A 17,692-nucleotide genomic window follows, 5' to 3' on the forward strand; every position below is an offset into this window, starting at 1 on the left:
TGTTTACCCCAATTTTGCCGTTGTGGTCTGCAGCCCCGCAAAAGGATGCAGTTGTTGGGGTATACCACCGAAGTTGGTGTCATTGATGGCCGTCTGCGATGAGGCCAGTGCAATAGCGGCCAGACTCCCGTTCTGGTTGAACTGGTTTGCCAGGTCCCCGCCCAGGGTGGAAGAGTCGCAACCTTCCAGATGTGCACTCAGCAAGGCATCGGTCATGCTCCACGCATTCAGTGCCGGATTGGTAGTCAATGCCTGATCAAAGGCGTTGACCACCGCAGTGAAGTCGAAATGCCGGATCGACAAATGATCGTCGTGCTTGCCGTGGTGATTGTCTTCGCCAAAACCGGACATCGCATTGGAGATGATCTCCAGGTTCAGCACGCTCTTATGGTTGACATTGGTGTCATACCAGTTCTTGAAGGTGATCTGGTCGTTGTTGCCGGATTCGAGGATGAGATCGTTACCCTGTTTGGAGAGTGCGATATCAGCCATCTGGATACCACCACCTAGCACCACGGTGTTGTCGGTGCCGATGCTGCCATAAACCTTGTCTTGGCCATAGCCGCGCATAAAGACGATGGTATTGGCGCCGTTACCGGTGTGGATGATGTCGTTCACCGAACTGCTGGTGATGATTTCGTCCTGGGTGGTGTCAATTGGCAGCACTTGATCGTCATGGCACTTGTCGCGATGATCGTCGCCAGAACTCAGGTTGAAGACTTGCGAGACACTGGCGCCGGCCCGGTCGGTGACAGTCAGCAGGATGTCCCAGTTACCGGAGTCCTCCGCTCTGCCGCTGAAAGTGCAGGTGGCTGCATCGAACTTGAGCCAGCATGGAAGCTTTTCTCCATCCGCCATGGTGGCGCTGTAGGTAAGACTGTCGCCATGGACGATATCCCAGTCGTCAAAAGTGTTGGCTGGCACGGCAAAACTGAAACCGTGGTGGTCATCACAATGGCTCTCGGCAATATGCTGGTCAGCCATGTGGTTGAGCACGACCGGTGCATCGTTGACGTTCTGCACATCGAGCGTAAAGGTGTCAGTTGCCGAAAGTCCGCCGGTATCGGTCGCAGTCACAGATACGTTGAACACACCCACATCCCAGTTGGAAGGCACGCCGCTGAAGGTCAGTGTGGTTGCATCGAACGTGAGCCAGTCGGGCAGTACGGAGCCATCGGCCATCGTGGCGTGGTATGTCAACACGTCGCCCTGGTCGATATCGGTAAAGGTATCGGCTGGCACCTGGAAGTGGAAAATCTGGTCTTCAAGCGTACTGCTATCCGGCAACGGAACAGCGACTATCGGTGCATCATTCGTACAAGTAATGGTGACTGTGAGGGAGGATGGGGTAGATACCAATCCATCGGTCGCCTGGTAGGCAAAAGTCTCAGTGATGACTTGTCCGGCAGCCAGTGACTGGACTGCAGACGAGGCGTTGTCCAGCACATAGGTGTAGCTTCCGTCGGCTTGCAATGTGAGCTGACCATACTGGCCCGCAAATTCACCAGCGTTTGCTACGCCAAGAACGGTGCCTTGATCTACATCGCTGTCGTTTGCCAACACATTGCCACTTGCCGCGATACTGATATCTTCCTGCACCGCAGCAGTATCAACCGTGGTAACCGGTGCATCGTTGGTGCCGGTGATAGTGACGGTCAGAGTGGATGGCGTAGAAGTGATTCCATCGGTCGCTTGATAAGCAAAGGTTTCGGTGACCACCTGCCCTTCAGCAAGACTCTGTACGCCGAGTGAGGCATTGTCCAAAGTGTAGGTGTAACTGCCATCTGCATTCAAGTTGAGCTGGCCATAATGACCTGCAAACATTCCGGTATTGGCCACGCTCAGCACCGCTCCCTGATCGATGTCGATGTCGTTCGCCAGCACATTGCCGATTGCAGTGATACTCAGGTCTTCCTGCACGGCTGCCGTGTCGGCAGCAACTACCGGAGCATCGTTTGTACCGGTGATGCTGATAGTCAGCGTTGATGGTGTGGAAGTGATGCCATCTGAAGCTTGGTACGCAAAAGATTCTGTCACCACTTGGCCTTCGGCGAGCGATTGAACAGCGAGCGCATTATTATCCAGCGCGTAGGTGTAACTGCCGTCGGCATTCAGGGTCAACTGACCAAACTGACCGATGAATACGCCCACATTCGCCACGCTGAGCACGGTGCCCTGATCCACATCCGCGTCATTGGATAGCACATTGCCGCTTGCTGTAACGCTGACATCTTCCTGCACCGTAGTAGTATCAACCGTGGCAATTGGAGCATCGTTGGTGCCGATGATGGTGACGGTAAGTGTCGATGGTGTTGCCACGAGCCCGTCAGTCGCCTGGTATGCAAATGTTTCGGTGACAACCTGTCCTTCAGCAAGACTCTGTACACCGAGTGAGGCATTGTCCAAAGCGTAGGTGTAGCTGCCATCTGCATTCAGCGCGAGCTGACCGTACTGGCCAGCAAATGTGCCTGCATTCGCAACCGCAAGGACAGTACCTTGATCTATATCGGTGTCGTTCGCCAGCACATTGCCCATTACCGTAACGGCTAGGTCTTCCTGCATGGCAGTCGCAACATCAGCGGTAGTCACAGGTGCGTCATTCACGCCAGTGATAGTGGCAGTGACTGTCGCTGTAGCAGTGGCTCCCGAACCATCAGCCACCGTGTAATTGAAAGTGTCTATTGCAGTCTGGCCAGCGCCCAACAATTGATATTTGTTGCCGATGTCGAACACAACATCGCCTGCCGCCCCCAGCATCACTGAATTACCCAATGCGCTTGTCGCATCGACAGAGACGATATTGAGAGTATCGCCCATATCTGGATCGGTATCGTTTGCCAACAATGATGATGCAGTGATGATCGACTGCCCACTATTTTGATCCAGCGTCACCGTATCACCATTGGCAACTGGCGCCTGATTGCTTGGAGCAACACCAGCAATATCCAATCTGAACGTTGTCGAAGCCGTCAACCCATCGATATCGGTCGCTGTTACCGCAACATCAAGAACACCCACATCACCGTGTGCCGGCACTCCACTGAATACACCAGCCCCTGCATCGAAAGTCAGCCATGCAGGCAAAGCAGAACCATCAGTTAATGTGGCACTGTAGATCAGGCTATCTCCATAATTCATGTCTATGTCAGTAAAAGCGCCATCGGGCACAGCGAAAGTAAATTCCGCACTTTCCTGCACTGTCTGATCAGTAAGTGCCATTGAAACCACGGGAGCATCATTCACATTCAGCACGTTTAAAATAAATGTACCGCTCGTTGATAGCCCTCCCGCATCGGTAGCGGTCACAGATAGATTGAGACTGCGGACATCAGCATTTTCAGGTGTACCGGTGAACGTCTGCGTCAGAGGATCGAATTGAAGCCATGCTGGCACAGCAGAACCATCAGCCATCGCGACGCTATAACTCAGCCTATCTCCATTAGGGTCGGCAAACACGGAGTCGGGTATCTGGTAAGTAAAGGCCTGGTCTTGCGTAGCATCCTGATCCAGCAGCGCACCGGATTGCGTCGGTGCCAGATTATTGCCATTTCCGCCAGGTAGATGTGCTATGACGCCCCACTCATCCCATGACGTGCCATCTGCAAACTGAACCTTCTGCACTGAAAAAGCACCCGGCTGTCCGAGATCGATGCTTCCGCCATCCGCCATTTTCAGCACGATGCTGCCAGTATCTGCATTGAAACTCACTGATACATTGGACTGGTCGATACCGCTGCCAAGCTGGAGTGTGTTTTCGTCCGCCACCAAGACATTACCATTCCAGTGCCAGCCCTGATCAATGATGGTATCTGTGCCATCCCCGAGGTCGTACGCGTAAGTATCACCGCCCTCGCCTCCGCGCAGAATGTCGTTCCCTTTGCCGCCAATGATTGTGTCGTTGCCGTCAAGCGCGTCAATCCGATCATTGACGGCCGTTCCTTCGATGACTTCCGAAGCGGCTGAACCCTGCATATCGATTCCGCGTGTCAGAAGTTGATCGTAGGTAAGCGCCGTGCCATCGGCAAACTTGAAGGAATCTATCGAACAGGAAGCCTGCGGATCATTCGGATCGAATCCACCCAAGCGAACCGTTGCTCCGTTATCAAAATTCAGCGTCAGCCCACTTTCGTTCGAAAGCGTAAAGTTCGAATCTGCATAGTTCCAGGCGAATTCGACAGTATTGTTGCCACTGCCAACACCGCAAGAATCCGTGATGGTGTAATCGCCAGATTCGCTGATCACATAGGTATCGTTCCCCAACCCGCCTGACAGCACCGAATTCCCGGCATAAGCAAAGATACGATCGTTATATCCCGTTCCTGTCACAAGTGCCGATGCCGCATCTTCCACAATATGCGTAGCGTGGGCCATGATGTCCTCGTAATTCCATATGACACCATTGGCGAACTCGATCTTACGAATGCTTTGTATGGTCTGCGCTTCTCCACTCCACCAATCCCAGGCACTTGGCAGCGAGCCGGGAACCTGATTCTGCCCGGCCTGGAATGTATATGCATCCTGAATGAACACCTGATCGCCCTGATTGCCATAGCCGATGCTGATATCCTGCGAATCCAGCCCAAGCTGACCTTGCCTGGACCAAAGTTGACCGGTATTTTTCTTTTCAATGACTTCAATATTGAAAGAGGCGTCCGGAGTGATTCCCGTTCCAAACAACAACGTCATTCCGGAATCATTATATGAGCTGCCCCAACCTTTATTTTGTATCGTGTCCTGACCGTCACCCACGTTGAACAGGAAGGTACTGTTTGGGCCGTACATGACATCGTCACCCTTGCCGCCTACGACAACAGCAGCTCCAGATGATGCCGACACATCCGAATTGATCGTATCGTCGGCATTCGAACCCATCAGCAAACCCGAGTTATACGAATATAGCGACTTGGGTATATCCGGCGTAACAGGCGGCAAGCCGCCTTGCTGAGCCAACAATTGATCGAAAGTGATCGCCGTTCCATCGCTGAAAACAAAGTTCTGGATTATCCCCTGCTCGCCATTGGCGATCGCGATCGAGTCGCCATACGGCCCTACATTCAGAACGAATGGTGTCGCACTGGCCGGATCGTAATTCCAGGTGATGTCACTGGCTGTGATTCCCGCCCCGAATCTGATGTCATTCCAGCCACCCAAATCTGCAATGACATCCTGGCCATCGCCAAGATTAAAGGTATACGAATCATATTGATCACCGCCGATGACAATGTCGTTACCCGCCCCACCGTTAAAGACTGCGGAAGTCCCGATACCGTCCAACGTGGACGCCCTCCAGGGATCGTTGATCGTGTCATTGATAGTCGGCAACCCTGCATCCTGCCAAGTGATCAATTCATTCAACGTAAATTCAGATCCGTCTGCGAATTTAAATTTGCCGATGGCATTCATGCCTGACATCACTTGAATCGCATCGCCCTGTGCACCCACAGAAATGGTCATCACCTGACGGGTCGTTTCGTTCGGGGCCATGTCAGCTGCAGTGGATGGAAATGATGGCGTATTTCCATATCCCGTACGCCAGGCATCGGTTGCCTGAACGACCTCCATATTGAAGGAAAGCATATCCGGCGTAATTCCAGCGCCAAAAACGATCGAATTATCAGTTGCGGGATTTCCCAGACCTGACAACTCGTAAATCTGATCCACACCATCACCCAGATTGAACAGGTATGTATCGTTACCAGTGCCACCGATCAGTGTATCGTTGCCTTGTCCGCCTGCCAGCGTATCGTTCCCGACACTGCCGGTCAGTATGTCGTCCGCCACGGTTCCCACAATTGGCACATCCGCAAACGACGGTTCCATGGCACGCAAATCGAGTGAAGTTCCATCGTTAAAAGTCAGTGTCTCAATCGAGTTTCCGGCAAACCAATCCACTACGCGGATACGATCCGTACCATTGGAGAAATCGATTTGCAGATCTGAACCGAACTTGCTGAAGGTCACATCGGAAGCGAAAATTCCTGCACCGAATTGCAAAGTGTTGCTGCCCTGGTTATCGATGATGCGATCCTGCCCATCACCGTAATTGAAGACATAGGTATCGTTGCCGGTGCCGCCATACAAAACATCGTAACCAATGCCGCCTTGCAATATATCGTTGCCACCTTCACCGCTCAGAACATCGTTGCCGTATCCGCCATCCAGAGCATCATCGCCCGCTCCTGCCAGCAATACATCGTTACCGTCGTCACCAAACATATAATCCGTTGAACTGGAACCCAGGAGCACATCGTCGCCAGTTGTACCATCGACATTGATACCAAGATCAACCAACTGTTGCGCTGTCATTACGGTGCCATCGACAAACTCGAAGCGCTGTATGGACAACCCGGCAAGCAAATCATTCCTGTTGAAACCACCGATCACGACTGCATCGCCATTGCCGAAATCCAGTGTCAATAACCCATTGTCTTGAGTCGTAGCCAGACGCAGCATCGGTACTGTCAATCCGGCACCCAGCCGCAGCGTATTGATCTGCCCGGCAGTATTCGAATCAGCTATCAGATCAACACCATCACCCTGATTAAATATGTATGTGTCGCTTCCTTCGCCACCAAAGAGGGTATCGTTTCCAGCACCGCCAGTCAGCACGTCGTTGCCGTAGCCGCCGGACAACTGATCGTTCCCGGCACCACCATTCAGCGTGTCGCTACCAAGTCCGCCGTCGAGCCAGTCGTTACCATCCCCGCCATCCAATATGTCGTTAATGCTTCCGCCCGACAAACTGTCGTCACCGGCACCTCCTTGCATCCGATTGGTCCAGTTTGCAGCTCCTTGCAAAACATCGACCATATCTCCACCGATGACATCAAGCCCTTTTTGGGCGAACAATTCAAACGGAGTGATTGTCGATCCATCGGCAAATTTCAACTGCTCGATAGAGATGCCATTCAAGTCGTTTGTGTTTAAATCGATTTGACCTATCGTGACACTGTCGCCGCCACCCAAATCGAGCGTGACGTCACCGAATTCACCATCGAGTTGTACAGTAATCATGTCTGCCGTAATGCCAGCGCCGAAACTCAATACATTGATACCAAGGCCATGTGCCATATCACTAACACCGGTATCAATAATATTGTCGGCCCCGTCCCCAAGATTGAAAACATAGGTATCGTTTCCACGACCGCCGATCAATAGGTCGTTACCAGCTCCACCAATTAAAGTGTCGCTATAACTTGACGAGTTGCTTCCGTACAAAACATCCGATCCGCTGGTACCAACCTCGGTCAATGTCTTCTGACCAAGAAAATCATTCAGATTCATTGTTGAGCCATCAGCAAACTTCAATTGCTGAATAGTCAGTGCATCTGCAGCACCCACATTGATCGAATCGCCGTTGCCCAAATCCAGCACAATTGCGTTTACGCTTCTGTCATAGCGAGGCGTGACCATGTCAGCCGTAATGCCCGTACCAAAACTCAAAGTATTGGTTCCTGCCACCCAACCCGAAGCAGTCTGCGTTCCACTGGGATAATCAACAATCTGATCAGCGCCGTCCCCAAAGTTGTATATATAAGTATCGCTACCACCCATCCCGATCAGTACATCGTTACCCGCTCCACCGCTCAAGATGTCGTTACCTTCCGTTCCGGTCAATGTGTCATCCCCACCCATCCCTTGCAGATTGTTTCCATAGAAATGATTGAATCCGGTCATGCTTTCCGCTGTGGCAGTACCTTCCACATAGAACTTGTTGCGGCGCAACATTTGATCGATCGTAAAACTTGAGCCGTCCGCAAACTGGACTGTTTGAACAGAAAGGTTGTAGTTACTGCTTGTCTGAATACCGCTGCCGACATTGATTGTGTCGCCATTTCCCAAATCGAATACGATGGAGCCAGTACTTCCTGTTGGGTCTGCCGGGTCGGGTACAAAACGGATCTTGACCATATCCGGCGTAATTCCGGAACCAAAGCTAAGCGTGTTTATGTCAGGAGTTGGCCATTGCCCCCACCCTTCAGGATGAGTACCAACCAGATCAATGATCGTATCTGCGCCATCTCCAAGGTTGTATACATAAGTATCGTTACCACCGCCACCGGACAAAGTATCGTTGCCCGTCCCTCCGATGAGAATGTCATTACCGCTTTGGCCGTATAAAGTATCGTTGCCGGCACCGCCATCCAGCGTGTCGCCGCCTGCCCCGCCATAGAGTGTGTCGTCCCCGCCCAAGCCCTGGATCGAATCCCTGAACATAATCGAATCAGAACCCGTCAGTACATCGTTACCTTCTGTACCCACCTGCGTCAACGTCTGTTGTCCGACCAAGGTATTCACATCCAGCGTACTGCCATCGGCGAATTGCAATGTCTGGATCGCCAGATTATCCGGCGCACCGATTTCGATGGTGTCGCCGTTGCTTAGCACCAGTGTTGCAGCAAGCGTCACGCTGTCGTAGCTCACCGTCAGCATATCGGCCGTGATACCTGCGCCGAATGACAAAACGTTGGTGTCCGCATTACGGTACTGTCTTGTCTGCCAGTCATAATACTGACGACCGCTATCGGTGATCCGATCCGAACCATCGCCCAGGTTGTACACGTACGTATCACTGCCTGTACCGCCATTCAACACATCGTTGCCCGTGCCTCCGTTCAGCACATCATTACCGGCACCTCCATTCAGGATATCGTCGCCTGCACCTCCACTGAGGACGTCTGCATAAGCCGAATCCGAGCCCTGCAAGATATCCGCGCCATCGGTGCCGTTCTGTACAAGGGAGCGTTGTCTTAGCAGCGTATCGACATCCAGCGTGCTGCCGTCCGCCAGTTGTATCGTTTGAATAGCAAGATCGGTCGGACTGCCGATGTGGATGCTGTCGCCATTGCCCATGTCCAGCAGCACCGTCACGGCAACGCTGTCGTAGGTCACGAAGAGGGTGTCTGCGGTGATGCCTGCCCCCAGTTGAAGGATGTTGTTTGCAGTGTGGTAGTAGCTGTTGTCGATGATGATGTCTGCACCATCGCCTTTGTTGTAGACATAAGTGTCGTTGCCGGAGCCGCCTTGCAGGATGTCGTTGCCAGTCCCTCCAGTGAGCACATCGTTGCCCGTATCGCCATTCAAGATGTCATCACCTGCCCCGCCATCCAGAACATCGTTTCCCCATCCACCATCCAGGTTGTCGTTACCATCACCACCTTGCAAAGTGTCGTTATACCAACCGCCCTTGAGTACATCATCCCCTGCTCCACCTTGCAGGATGTTGGTAGCCAACATCCCACCGGTAATTACATCGTCGCCCGCGCCGCCCAGCAGGATGTTGTTGCCGTAATACCCGCCGTTCAGCACGTCGTTGCCATCGTTACCCACCAGCACCCCACCGTTCCATAACCCATTGAGCGTGCTGCCGTCTTTTTTGGCGATCTGAACTTCAGCATTGGCTTTCTGGTTTGGCTGTCCATCCATGTTGATATTGAAATCGGCAAGAGTCTTCTGGATGGCGGGGGTAAGTGTGGGGTTGGTCAGCGTAATATCGTTAAGGGTATCGCCCAGCAGTTGCCAGCCCTGTGTCTCCCAGTCGCTGCTCTTGAAGTAATCCTTGCCGTAGCGGTTGAATTCGACGAGGTCAACGATGGCTTTGTCGGGGTTGGCAAGTATCTGTGCCAGAAAGAGCTCTTGCACGTTAACAAAGTCATACACCAGATCGCCGTCCTCTTGTTTCAAACCCACTGCATCGAGATACGGCAATAGACGGGTTTGCGGCAGCAATGCTTGATATACCGCGTCACGCAGAATGGCATAAGTGTCATCCAACATCCTGGTTTGCCCGAAGCGCGGCGAGAGGTCGATGCGGATGTGCTTGGGATTGCCATCGTAGCAGACCGTCATGCCTTGCGATGCACCCATAGCACCTGAGTTGCCCTCCCACGGCATGCGGAAATAACTGCTTCCGGTAAATTGTTCAAGCACTGAAAGGTGGGCTTGCTGAGTCGGCGTAAGACCGGCATACACCAGGGTGTAGCCGTTTGCCGCCGCCCTTGTTTGCATGTCCGCGAAGCCGCTGCTTTTTCCCCATTCCGCAATCAGGTTATCGATGAGGGCATATTGCTCATCTCGGGTGCCCGCATTGCTGTATTGGGTGAGCGCGGCTTCCAGGCTACTGCTCAGGCTCACGGCTTCACTCAGGTCGCGCACTTTGCCGCTGCCCTGCATGTCGGGCAGTTGTTCCGCGGCGGGTGTCAAGGGAATTGGGGTGACGAAAGTACGGTGGAAAGTATCCAGTGCCAAGTTGATGTCGGCCATGTTACTGACGGAGCCGGTGGCGCCAGTACTGCCGTCGGCATAGGTGAAGCTGCCCAGGTCAGCCATCTGGTTGCCGCTGGCGAGCATCTGGCTGTGCTGGGTGGCAGCGACGTTGATGCTGGTGATGTTGAGGTCGTCGGCCAGATAGCGGAGTTCGTTTGCCTGCGAGATTCCATCCTGATTCAGGTCTTGCCAGACTTGCAGGTCGAAGAAGTTGGCATCCTGAGCATCCACGATTCCGTCGTGGTTAGTGTCTAGCTGAGCGAGCGCATCGAAGCCGTTTTTCGCTTTGCCGATGACGTTGCCATTCGCATCAAGTATTGGTGTGCTGTCGCCGAAAAGTTCGGTACCGTTGTCGATGGTGCCGTTCCCGTTCCTATCCAGTACGAGAAAGCCGTCGTCTGGAGCGATCCAGCCGGTGCCAGTCTTGATGCCGCTGCCGGTGTGGTCAAACAGGATGGGCGGATTGGTCAGGGGAACGGTGTTGATGCCGTCGCCGTTCAGATCAAGCGTAAGCGGGTCGCCGAAGCGTTGGTTGAATTGTTTAGTGGCGTTAAGACTGGTACTAAGCTGTAAAGGCATACCAGGTGATGGTAAATCGCAGGTGCCAAAGAGTTCAGGCCATGGATTTACACGATCCACTTTACCTGGATACCCCATCGCACCAGTTGTGTTCCATTTAATTTCAGTTTTTGATTTAATAACTTCAAAATGTAGATGCGGATCTTGGCTACTACCTGATCCGGGGGCTCCTTTTTTTCCACCACTAAGCCCAAGTGGCTGCCCAGCAGCGACCACCTGCCCCACAGCAAGAGCGGAATCAAACTCGCTTAAGTGTGCATATAACGAATAAACATGTTCACCTTCAATAATCCCATGATCAATCACCACCACATTTCCATAATTATGCGGACCTGGATTGTCGGACGCACGAACAACAGTGCCAGCGCCACTGGCAAACACGCCAGTACCCACACTTGCTCGAATATCTATTCCAGCGTGATTCGTACCACTCCTCATTCCAAAAGGGCTTGTAATTTTTACTGTTCCAGCAATCGGCAAAGACGTGAGGCACATAATTATTCTCCTAATTTCTAGAAATTATTTCAGTGGCATAATATAAGCATCATCAACACTCTGCCCCACGCCTTCAGTATTTCCGGCCCTTAGGCGATAGAACACAACATTTCCCCCATCCGGCGAGATTGATGGATATCCTTCAACTTTTTCAGCCAAGCGTTTAGTTTTCTGGGTAGCTATATCAACAGAATAAAGCTCGGAGTGATCTGGATTCACATAAACCAATTGATGCCCATCTTGCGAAACATCAAAAGTAATGACACCTGCAGAGGAGCCAGCAATCTTGATGCAATTTATTTGCGTCAAGTTTATTGAGCACTTGAATAGCTGATACATCATCGCCAAGGTTTTGGTATCGGTAGTGGAAACATAAATATGTTCTTGACTATCGATTTTGATCTGAACAATGGCTGGAAAATTCTGAGGTGACATTACGTCGAGAGTCGTTAAATCCTGCCCACGCTGTAAAAAGAACTTACCTCTATGCCCCAGAAAAAGTGTTTTGGAATCTGGCATCCACGCAGCGACACCGCCAGTACCCGATGGCCAATCATGTGACCAATAGAATTCCCATTTAGTTGTTGTTTGTTTAATTGAAAGCTGCGGTGCTTTGCCAAGAAACAATATTTTGCTACCGTCTGGAGACAAGACCCCGCCGCCTTGTGCAATAGCAAAGCGTTCTTTTTTTCCACTGACAAGATCAATTCTAGAATAGTCCTGTACAGAATGAGCATAATCAACATGCCCTGAAGCATCCCTATCAGCTCGAGCTGTGCGTGTATCAACAATAATTAACCATTTGCCATCGATTGAACAACTGGTTGCTCCGATATAGCCACTGTTTGACACCTTGCGTCGAGCGCCATTTGGTAGTTCGAATAGAAATGAACCTGATTCTCCTACATCTAAAACAAGAGCATTATTTCCGCACCAAACTGCTTCCGTATAAGTCACATTCTTAGCTAACAACCGTTCCCTATTATTCGTCGCTTCTGTTGCACCCAATACGACATCGGCTGCGAAACTTTTTGGCTGAAAAAGTAATACAACAATTGCTATGGCATGGCATAAACCGCGAAACTTACTTATGCTCTTCACATCCACATTGTTCATCACTTGCTGTTCTCTCATGCTAACCATGCCCCCTCCCTCAACTTCCTGTTTGATTTGATCGTTTGAATCACTCACCGCACTAACCAAAGTGGTCCGCATCGCATTAAGTTTTTTCATTTCGCATCCCTTGTTCATCGATTACCCTGACATCATCCTTCCCGCCTACCGCACTCAACGCCCCCTTGCCTATCCTTACAATCTCATCCACCAATAGACTCTTCGGCATGGCGTGGGTGATGAAGATCATGCCGACCTTGCCCTTGAACTGGTTAATGGTGCTGGCGAAGTGTTCTGCCGTGTTCTGGTCCAGGCTGCTGGTCGCTTCGTCAAAGATGAGTATTTTGGGTTGCTTGATCAATGCCCGCGCAATGGCCAGCCGTTGTTTTTGTCCGCCAGAGAGTCCTGAGCCGCGCTCCCCGATCTCGGTCTGGTAACCCTGCGGGAGTTCTTCGATGGCAGAGTGGATCTCGGCCATGCGGCAGGCATTCACGATCTGTTCGAAGGTGGCATGCGGGTTGGCCATCAGCAGGTTGTCGTAGATGGTGCCGGAGAACAGCACGGTCTCTTGCGGCACCACGCCGAAGTAGTGCCGCAGTTCGTTGGCGGAGAGATAGCGGATGTCGGTGCCGTCGATCTTGATGGTGCCGCCTGCAGGTTGATAGAAACCTTGCAGCAGTTTGGTGAGCGTGCTTTTGCCGGAACCGGATGGCCCCATGATGGCGACGACTTTGCCGGGCGCAACACTGAGGTTGAAGTTCTCGTACAGGAAAGGCCTGTCCTCGGCATAGCGGCAATCAAAGGGGTCAGCCTCGCATTATGTTTTCGCATCTCAATGTTCCCGTTCAAAATCCAAAATCACTTTGATCTTCAACTTGCACGCTTAGGTCGCTCATTACCATCGGCCTGCCCGGTTTCCTATGGGCTCGCCTCACTCCGAGCGGGATATCGGCAGAATTAAAGGGGTCAGCCTCGCATTAAGTTTTCGCATCTCAATTCTCCTATCAGAATCCAAAATCACTTTGATCTTCAACCCGCTCACCCTGGTCGCGCTTTACCATCGGCCTACCCGGCTTTCTCTGCGCACGCCGCACACCAACTGCTGCACACATCATTTCGCTGAACCGCTCGCTTCCCAACGGTTGCCCCTGTGCCAGTGCAAGCCGGATATCCGCTATCGCTGCGTCATCCAGTTCACTACGGAACAGCCCACGATATTCAGTCAGTCGTTCAGTCTCTTCCTTGCCCAGTGCCAGATACAGCGAATGGGGCGTAATGCGCTCGTCTGTTTGTCCCAATCCGTTATGCCGATAGCTTGACCACCGATATTGCGCAGGGTCGTTCACCATGTTTGCGCGCACCGGGTTGAGTTCGATGTAGCGCATGCAGGTCAAAAGGTAATCTTCGGCTTGCACCAAACTGGATTTGAAGCGCCCTTCCCATAAACCGCCCGTGCGGCGATAGCTGCGGTTGATGTATTGCACGTACCGACGTCCGATGGATTGCATCATCTTTGCGATGCCGTCCGGCCTGTCTGATGTCACCAGCAGATGTACATGGTTGGTCATCAGTACATAAGCGTGTATGGCGCAGTGCCAATCGCCAGCCGATTTCTGTAGCCAGTGGAGGTAGCAGTGATAATCCTCTTCGGCAAAGAAACACGGTCCGCGATTGATTCCGCGCTGCACGATGTGCTGCGGGACTTCGGCTAATCTAATGCGTGGGCGACGGGGCATGGTTGTCTAAAATTAAATGCGAGGCTGAGCCAACTCCTTTTATTTCCACTTTAGGCCCCCCATTGACGGTACATACGTTTGTGCATATCATATTTATATGAACATTGAGTTCGATCCGAAAAAGGCTGCCGGTAACTTGAAGAAACACGGCGTGCCGTTTGATGAAGCGGCGAGTTGTTTGCTGGATCCGTTGGCGCTGGCGCGTGACGACCCCGATGCGGGAGGTGAGGTGCGCTTGGTGCTATTGGGGATGAGCCATGCGGGGCGGTTATTGACGGTGTGTTATACCTTGCGCGATGCGGAAACGGTTCGTTTGATTTCGGCGCGCAAGGCCACGAAAAAAGAGGAGAGTTATTATGCGCAAGGAATATGATTTTACGGGCGCCAAGCGCGCCAAGGATGTGGCCCATCTGGCCAAGCTGCAAACCGAAATGGCGGGCAAGACGCGCATCACGATGCGTGTAGATAATTCGGTGCTGGCTTTGTACAAGGCGCGCGCCGAGACAAGCGGCGGCAGTTACCAGACCATGATGAATGAAGCGTTGAAACAGTACGCGCTGGGTTTGTCGCTGGCGGAAGTGGTGCGCGATACGATACGCGAGGAAATGCATTCTTCCTGAAGGAACCAAATTATGGTTTGGTCGTTTCTTTTGTCCGCTTTGCTGAGCTTTTATTTTTGCTGGATTCCGGCCTGCACCCGCAAGAGGTACGCCATGGTTGTAAGGGGCTAACGCCCCAACAACACACGCAGCGCCAGAATGACGGAGTATTGGATTTATTTGGTTCATGAAGTTACCCATGCACTCCACCGTCAGCTTCCTTCTTGGGTGAGTCGTTCGAGTCACTCACCGCACTAAGCGACCCCTGCCCTATCCGCACCACCTCATCCACCAGCAGATTCTTGGGCATGGCGTGGGTAATGAACAGCATCGAGACTTTGCCCTTGAGCTGATTGATGGTGGCGGCGAAATGTTCGGCGGTGTTGGAATCCAGACTGCTGGTGGCTTCGTCGAAGACGAGTATTTTGGGTTGTTTGATGAGGGCTCTTGCGATGGCCATACGTTGCTTTTGTCCACCGGAGAGTCCCACACCGCGTTCGCCGATCTCGGTCTGGTAGCCTTGCGGCAGAGCTTCGATGGCGCTGTGGATTTCGGCCATCTTGCAACACTGCACGATCTGGTCGAAGGTGGTATGCGGGTTGGCCATCAGCAGGTTGTCGTAGATGGTGCCGGAGAAAAGAACCGTCTCCTGCGGCACCACGCCGAAGTAGTGGCGCAACTCATTCGCTGAAAGGTAGCGAATGTCATTGCCATCGATCTTGATGGTGCCGCTGGCGGGCTGGTAGAAGCCTTGCAGCAGTTTGGTGAGCGTGCTTTTGCCTGAGCCCGATGGCCCCATGATGGCGACCACCTTGCCGGGGGCGACCTTGAGGTTGAAGTTCTGGTACAGGAAAGGCCTATCTTCGGCATAGCGGAAGCTCAAGGCTTCGATGTCGATCTGGCCCTTGCCTTCGCGCATGCGACTGGGCAGAACCGAATACGGTTCCATCGGGGCGTTCATGATGTCGCCCAGGCGCTGCACGGACATATTGGCTTGCTGGAACTGCTGCCACAGCCCCACCAGCCGCAGCATGGGTTGCGACACTTTGCTGGCGTACATCTGGAAGGCGATGAGCATACCAATGGAGAAGTCGCTGCTGTTCATCACGGTATAGGCACCCACGATCAGGATGAGCAGGGTCATCATTTGTTCGAGGCCGTTGGAGATGACGTTGTAGGTGTTGCCGATCTGGCGGACGTTGAAACCGGTACGTAGGTATTCGGCCAGGTAGTCGCTATAACGGGCATTGAGCTGGGGTTCCATTTGCAGGCTCTTGACGGTTTCCAGACCTGATACGTATTCGGTGGTAAATGCCTGGTTGCGCGCACCGAGCATGAATTGTTCGTTCAACCGGGTCCTGAACAAAGGGGCGACGATGAAGCTCATGATGGTGATCACACCCATGATGGCCAGTGCAATACAGGTCAGCAGCACGCTGTAGTAAAGCATCATGGCGAGGAAGATCAGCAGGAACGGAAAATCCAGGATGAGGGTGACGGCGGCACTGGCAATGAATTCGCGTATGGTTTCCACCCCATGCAGGCGGGCGGCGATGACACCGGTCGGGCGCTGTTCGAAGTAGCGCGGCGGGAGCTTGAACAGGTGCTCGAACACGGCATGCCCCAGCACGGCATCCACCCGGTTGCCGGTATGCAGGATGAGGTACTGGCGCACCCAGGACAGCAAGGCTGAGAACACCATGAATACGGCCAGTGCGATGCCGATGACGATCAGGGTGCTTTCGGTTCGGTGGACAACAACTTTATCGATGATGACTTGGGTGAATAGCGGCGTCACCAGCCCCAGCAACTGGATAATGAAGGAAGCGATCAGCACGTCGCGCCAGATGCGCTTGTGTTTCAGCAATTCAGGGATGAACCAGTTGAAGCCGAATTCAGCTTGTTTGTTTAATGCACCATCGGGGTCCTGGATGCCCTTGGTTTCGAGTGCCAGCTGGAAGGCTGTGCCTGCAAAACGCGTGGCGAATTCTGCTTGCGTCAGGGTCTTGGGGGTGTTGGTGCCGACCTCGAACAGGATCACGCTCTCGGCAGTCATCTGCACGACGATGGCGGGATGGAATTTGGGTGGTGCGGGTGGTAGTTCTACCGGTAGGATGCCAACGGTTTCTGCAGTTTCTTCTTGGACCGCTGCGAGGCCAGGTGTACCTGGTTGCTCTGGCGCTGTGTGCTGAGCAACCGGAACAACTTCGGCTTCAGCGTCAGACTGCATGACCGGTTCGGCCTCATTCAGTACAACCAGACACGGCAGGTTGAGGCTGGATAATCCGGCGCACTCGATATCCCTTCGTTTGATCCGAAAACCCAACGCTCTTGCAGCATGGATAAAGGAATCCGAGGTGTAGGGTGGTGGAAATTGCTTGGCCAGCAACTCGGCATCGAAGGGCTTGCGGTTCAGGGCGCAAAAACTGCCCATGGCCCAGACCATGTCTTCAAGTGCAAAAGTGAATATGGGTGAAGGACGGGAAGGCTCCCGCGACAGGCTGCTGGAAACGATCTTGAGCAGCCGCCGCGGCATCAGATGGATGCTCCGCAGGCATAACAATTGACACGAGCTGCTCTGATGGTTGTCACCATGGGCGCTTCCCTGAACAAGTTTCTGTGTACGCATCATTTGATGCACTTGCCACTCGGGAAAACCCTATCTGGCATCAGGGCAACACCCTACTTGATTGCAATTGTTAAAACAACGTTAAAAAAGGCCTATGCCTTTCTATATATATTGACTGAAAATTTCTCCAAATATGCTGCTGGAAAAGGGTTTAAGAGGATATATATCCCGCCAACAATCCCGAGTGAACTATGAGGAAACTGACAAATATTCCTGCTTTGCTCTTAAATGTAAATTAAGTTGCTCACAGCTCTCCTTATGCAAGTCAGCTCGCT

7 protein-coding genes are annotated in these 17,692 nt (G+C 52.6%); 2 read left to right on the top strand and 5 right to left on the bottom strand.

Translation table 11 applies throughout. The features are described from left to right. Window positions 1-3: 3 nt before the first annotated feature. The 4 genes from SLIT_RS16205 to SLIT_RS08015 all read right to left on the bottom strand — a co-directional run bounded on the left by SLIT_RS16205 (window position 4) and on the right by SLIT_RS08015 (window position 14,141). Entirely contained in the window at window positions 4-11,340 is an 11,337-nt protein-coding gene (locus SLIT_RS16205) for a cadherin-like domain-containing protein (protein ID WP_013029730.1), read from the bottom strand. Window positions 11,341-11,364: 24 nt separating this feature from the next. Next, window positions 11,365-12,573: a TolB family protein gene (locus tag SLIT_RS15935; protein WP_190272124.1), complete on the bottom strand. Its 1,209-nt coding sequence runs from the start codon at window positions 12,571-12,573 to the stop codon at window positions 11,365-11,367. Beyond that, window positions 12,560-13,222, bottom strand: coding sequence for an ATP-binding cassette domain-containing protein (locus SLIT_RS08010; protein ID WP_223293851.1), 663 nt, complete (start codon window positions 13,220-13,222; stop codon window positions 12,560-12,562). The genes SLIT_RS15935 and SLIT_RS08010 overlap by 14 nt, the downstream gene beginning before the upstream one ends. Window positions 13,223-13,457: 235 nt before the next feature. Next, complete coding sequence (locus SLIT_RS08015) at window positions 13,458-14,141, bottom strand: transposase (RefSeq protein ID WP_263053155.1); 684 nt, start codon at window positions 14,139-14,141, stop codon at window positions 13,458-13,460. A gap of 145 nt (window positions 14,142-14,286) precedes the next feature. Between SLIT_RS08015 and SLIT_RS08020 the strand changes: the two genes are divergently transcribed. Both SLIT_RS08020 and SLIT_RS08025 read left to right on the top strand, forming a co-directional pair. Continuing rightward, on the top strand, window positions 14,287-14,562 hold the full coding sequence (locus tag SLIT_RS08020; protein WP_013029734.1) for a BrnT family toxin: 276 nt from the start codon (window positions 14,287-14,289) through the stop codon (window positions 14,560-14,562). After that, on the top strand, window positions 14,546-14,809 hold the full coding sequence (locus tag SLIT_RS08025) for a BrnA antitoxin family protein (protein WP_013029735.1): 264 nt from the start codon (window positions 14,546-14,548) through the stop codon (window positions 14,807-14,809). The genes SLIT_RS08020 and SLIT_RS08025 overlap by 17 nt, the downstream gene beginning before the upstream one ends. A 172-nt stretch (window positions 14,810-14,981) precedes the next feature. Here the strand turns inward: SLIT_RS08025 and SLIT_RS08030 are convergent, their stop codons facing one another. Next, a complete protein-coding gene (locus SLIT_RS08030) occupies window positions 14,982-17,324 on the bottom strand; it encodes a peptidase domain-containing ABC transporter (protein WP_013029736.1) in 2,343 nt (780 codons plus the stop codon). Window positions 17,325-17,692: the final 368 nt, after the last annotated feature.

The sequence above is a fragment of the Sideroxydans lithotrophicus ES-1 genome (genome assembly GCF_000025705.1).
GTDB classification, from domain to species: domain Bacteria; phylum Pseudomonadota; class Gammaproteobacteria; order Burkholderiales; family Gallionellaceae; genus Sideroxyarcus; species Sideroxyarcus lithotrophicus.